This window comes from Microcystis sp. M53603_WE2, assembly GCF_030065435.1.
Genome location: NZ_JASJFF010001345.1, coordinates 1 through 4757, shown reverse-complemented (window position 1 = coordinate 4757; position 4757 = coordinate 1). Strand labels below are relative to the sequence as shown.

Genomic DNA, 4757 nt, shown 5'->3' with positions numbered 1-4757 from the left:
GTGTTGTATGGAAAAAATCCGTCTAGTATATAATTATTGTGATGGCCATCGCCGTAGGGTGCGTTCCCCAATGTGGCTCCTACTGCTCCACTAGCAGTAGGCTAATCTGGCTAACACGCTTTTGGGCGTGATATACGGAAAAGTTCTGGAGATCGCGCCTAAATGGGGTGATATGCCGAAAGTTGACCCATATCATTACTTTCAGGAGTGTTATACAGAAAATTTCCGTATAATCAATAGTTAGCCCGCAAGGTTATCTGTGAGGCAGTAGTTTAGGGGCTACCTGTCGGCGTTAAGCATCAAGCTACGGTAAAGTCATCGGCAAGTGCCTCTCACAACAGTTTTTGTTATCCTGTGCTAAGGATCGTTTTACCCAAAGAGTCTCAAAGATGGAACTAGCCTTGGTAATTTTCTCAGCCGTATCAGCAATCTCAACTGCAATTCTTGCATTTATTCTTTTGCAAATACAGAAAAGTCTAAACACTAACGCTAAGAAACGGACTGAATCTGATTCAGATATCTACAAACAGCTTGAACGTCTAATACAAAGAAATCAAGCTATAGAGCAAAAGTTAGTTGAACTAATTGATGCTCAAAGCAAATCTATCGACAAAGTATATGAACTTTTACGTGGGAGTGGAGACCTACAAATTGGGAGACTCCAGGCAATTATTGATACGCTTGAGATACTAAAGAAAAATATTTCTAGTTTATATGAACTCCTACGTGGAGGTGGGGATCTGCAAGTAGGGAAACTTCAAACGGTTGCAGATAAGCTTGAAGCGCTGAAAAACAGCTTGGAAGAATCAGTTAGATTTTAAAAATATGGATTCCAAACACTCAGAAGAATCATCCGAGGTAGTTCATGCGTACTTATCTTATCTTCAAGAAATGAGTCGCAAAATTAGCCTGCGTACTGGGATGGAAAACACTCTTTATGGAAAAACTAAGAAAAGCCCTCACTACTATCGACCCTTTGAAGATGCAGATGTAGATTCTCAGTATTTGCGTGATGTCAGAAATTATCTTGAAAAGGAAAGTGATCGCCAACTTTTCCTGGGAAATGGCTTGATCGCTGGTTCATTCAAGAAGAAGCAAGTCAAGAAGTATGTTGCCGCACCATTAATTTATTTCCTCGTCAAAACTGATCTAGATGAAAACGGCAGGTCATTGACTTATAGCATTGAATTGGATTCGGTGAGTCTAAATTATGACTTAATTACTCTGGTTTTAGAGCAAGATCTTGATGAAGAAGAAGATGAGGGAATGGGATTTCAGAGTGCAGGTGTTGATGCCAACAAGCTTGAAGTTCTAGAAGATATAGAAAATAGTTTAGAGGATATTCTCAGGCATGAGAGTGTAAAATTGACGACTAATTCATTAGCAGACCAAACTTTTCGACGAATCCATGAAAAAATCCCTGAGTTCAATCAAATACACCCTTCAACGGAAGACTTCACTCTTCAGAAGCTAGAGAAGCTAGGTACTGTAGAGTTGACCTTCTACAATCATCGATTTTTTTATGTTGCTAGCTCACCTGGGCAACTATCAACTTATACAGCACTACGAAAACTGATTTCAGAGGTTAGCTAAATGCCATTTCAAAATCAAGTTCTGAAAAAGCTATTTAAAGGAATTTTGCAGAATGAATCTGTTGAATTTAATAGCGATTTAACCGAATGTTTATCAATTGATAAGGCAGTTGCCTATTTGCCACTACCTCTTTCTGATCGCCAAAAGGATGCTCTATACAATGCTTGGCGGCGTGAAATTTCCTATATCCAGGGACCTCCTGGTACGGGGAAGTCTTACACTATCGTAGCAATAATGATTTCAGCCTTACTGCTAAACAAAAAAGTATTATTTGTTTCTCAAAAAAAGGCTGCTATTGATGTCGTTCGTAGAAAATTAGAAGATTTTTTGGGTAAAAACACCGTCATTTACGTAGGCTCTGAAAGCCAAGAACGTAAGCAGCTTCAAGCTTATATTGAAGCAAAATCTTCGGGAGTTAATGCACATAATTTACTTAGTCATATTTCTAAGCAGAAACAAGAACTTGATTCCTTGCATCAAGAAATTATAGATCTAGATCAAGGGCTTGCAAAGCACAGAGATCAATTGAAAAGAGCTTTAGATACAGAAAATGAATTCTATCGGGCGAACGATCTATATCTAAAAGAAAGAAATCATTTTGCTGATATCTTTGACCGAAACTACACAAAGCAACTTGATTTAAGAGAGGAAGAAATTCATGAATCAGGTAAAGATTGGTTCATAAAAAATATTGATAAACTTCAAAAAAAACTCTCATCAGGGAATCTTAAGCGTAAAGATTTTATTTATATAAGACGCTTCTACAAGCAGTGTGTTGATGGACTAAAAGCTGACAAGACTAGATTTTCAAGAAATGAACTCGGTCAAATTCCTCTATATCTAGAATTGCTCTTTAAAGTGAATAGTTCTTATACCGAATCTGTATCTATTCGACGTAGAATTAATCCTAGTTTAAGTCAAATAAGGAAAGTGATTCAGCAGCAAGAGCAAGTCTTGCTAGATAAAAAGAGACAATATATTAAGCAGCTAATTGAATATCAATTTACCAGAAACTTACAACAGAATCAAAATGTCACTGATGCATTTCGGAAGCTTCTAAGGTGGACAAATCAAACTAGAGTCTTGGAAGCCATGAGTAGGATTGACTACAACAGACTTACCAGTGTTTTCCCGCTTTGGGCTGGTGAAATTAAGGATATTGGTCAATTTCTACCTTTTCAAAATGAAATCTTTGATCTCGTCATTGTTGATGAGGCTTCTCAAGTCAATATTGCAGAAATAATACCTGCTTTTTATAGAGGTAGAAGCTTTTGTGTGGTAGGAGACGATAAGCAACTTGGCTTAAATGCAGCAGGTTTATTCTCACTGAATAGAAAGTTTGAAAGACTTATTTGGAACCATTGCTTTGCAGGATTGAATCAGGTTATTTCCTATGAAAAAGCAGAAGGAAAGGATCTAATTGTAAGCAAATCTTCAATTCTTGATTTTATTATAAATCAAGATAATTACTTTACCATTCCAAAAGTGACTCTCAATGAACACTTTCGTTCTATGCCTCAACTAGCTAGATTTACAAGCAAAACCTTTTACGACGATAGCCTATTAATTATGACAGAGGTAGGTAAAAACGTTAATAAGTCTTGCTTTGAGGCAGTTGAGGTTGGTGGTCAAAGAGAATTGACTACAAAATTTGTTCCTGAAGAAATTGAAGAACTCATCAACAAGCTCAGTGGCTTGATCCGTCAAAATAGCTACCTACAAGAACCATTGAGTCATCATGGCTTTACGATTAGAAATAAACCAACAATTGGGGTTTTGTCGTTCTTAACTCAGCAAAGAAATGCCATTAGAGAACGACTTCAAGAAAAATTTTCTGATGATGAATGGAAAGATTATCAATTGTTTGTTGGCACACCTGAAGAGTTTCAGGGAAATGAAAAGAACATAATAATTATAACTCTAGGGCTTGATGGAACTAACAATAGATGGGCAAAAGGTCACTATGAAAACCCTAATCGGTTTAATGTAGCAACCAGTCGCGCTGTAAATTATACCTATCTTATCTATGGCGGAATACCTAAAACTGCTCATTTACTAAAGGAGTATTTGCAGAATTTCGGTTATCCAGTTAATGAAGGTAGCTTGGTAGAACCCGTTCAACAACAAACAGTTTTAGACAACAGGCTCAGTTGGAGATTTGATGAATCAAAAGTTGAATCTGAATTTGAGTTTAAGGTACTAGAGTACCTCAAAGAATTTGTTCAGAGTCATGGCTCTGAATCATTGAAAATTTATAATCAGGTTGAGAGTTGTAGCAAACGACTGGATTTTGTTATCTTTAACTCTCTAAACGAGGAATGTTGTGCAATAGAAGTTGATGGTGTACATCACTTTGCTGAAGGTGGCTACACCTACTCCGAAAGTCATCTCTCACGGATTGATATCCTTCAACGGGCTGGTTGGAAGATTGTTCACGTTCCTTATCATAAGTGGTACAGCAAGGGTTGGCTGTGTGATAGAGATGAGCCTGATTTTCTCGATACAGTTTCAGATCTGTATCGGCAGCTTAAATCAGTTTTGGCGATCTAGATCTAGTCTGCCTCTAGACTCATCGCGTGGTGCCGAAAGCGGGCTAACAACGCGCTGGAGCGGACGGACGGGAGATATTGGGGGTGATGCCGAGGCTATCTGCCGCCGCTCAGATCAACCGTTAGACTGCTCCCACTGTCAGTATGATGGCCATCGCTGTAGGGTGCGTTCCCTAATGTGGCTCCTACTGCTCCACTAGCAGTAGGCTAATCTGGATAACACGCTTTTGGGCGTGATATACGGAAAGTTTCCGTGTAATTAATAGTCCAGTAGGGTGCGTTAGACGGCGACAATCTCTGCTCTTACTTAGGACTAGCAATCCGTCGTAACGCACTACCCACGAGATATATTAAAAATAGCCTCGTAGGTTGGGTTGAGCGAAACAATACTGAGGCGAAAATAGCTTAATTCGCTTGAAAAAGCGAAACCCAACCACCCCAAAGGTTACTCTTTGTTGGGTTTCCTTGCGTCAACCCAACCTACAATAATTGCTTACCCGGATTGGTACTTCATGAACTGGCAGGGCAACGTAAAGGAACCTGGACGGTGAGAGTATCTGGAAACTGGCGGATCACTTTCACCTTTGACGGTGTTGATGCTTGTGATGTCGATCT

General features: G+C 38.9%; 3 protein-coding genes. All 3 read left to right on the top strand.

What is annotated here, in order from left to right:
• Positions 1–389 precede the first annotated feature (389 nt).
• The 3 genes from PX481_RS28310 to PX481_RS28300 are packed head-to-tail and all read left to right on the top strand — an operon-like array spanning position 390 to position 4143.
• Positions 390–821, top strand: coding sequence for a hypothetical protein (locus tag PX481_RS28310; protein WP_002757072.1), 432 nt, complete (start codon positions 390–392; stop codon positions 819–821).
• A 4-nt stretch (positions 822–825) separates the two neighbouring features.
• On the top strand, positions 826–1593 hold the full coding sequence (locus tag PX481_RS28305) for a hypothetical protein (protein ID WP_002757074.1): 768 nt from the start codon (positions 826–828) through the stop codon (positions 1591–1593).
• A complete protein-coding gene (locus tag PX481_RS28300) occupies positions 1594–4143 on the top strand; it encodes an AAA domain-containing protein (protein ID WP_002757076.1) in 2550 nt (849 codons plus the stop codon).
• Positions 4144–4757 lie beyond the last annotated feature (614 nt).

Coding starts and splice junctions, on each gene's coding strand:
- PX481_RS28305 (WP_002757074.1), top strand. CDS start 826: ATGGATTCCAAACACTCAGAAGAATCATCCGAGGTAGTTCATGCGTAC.
- PX481_RS28310 (WP_002757072.1), top strand. CDS start 390: ATGGAACTAGCCTTGGTAATTTTCTCAGCCGTATCAGCAATCTCAACT.
- PX481_RS28300 (WP_002757076.1), top strand. CDS start 1,594: ATGCCATTTCAAAATCAAGTTCTGAAAAAGCTATTTAAAGGAATTTTG.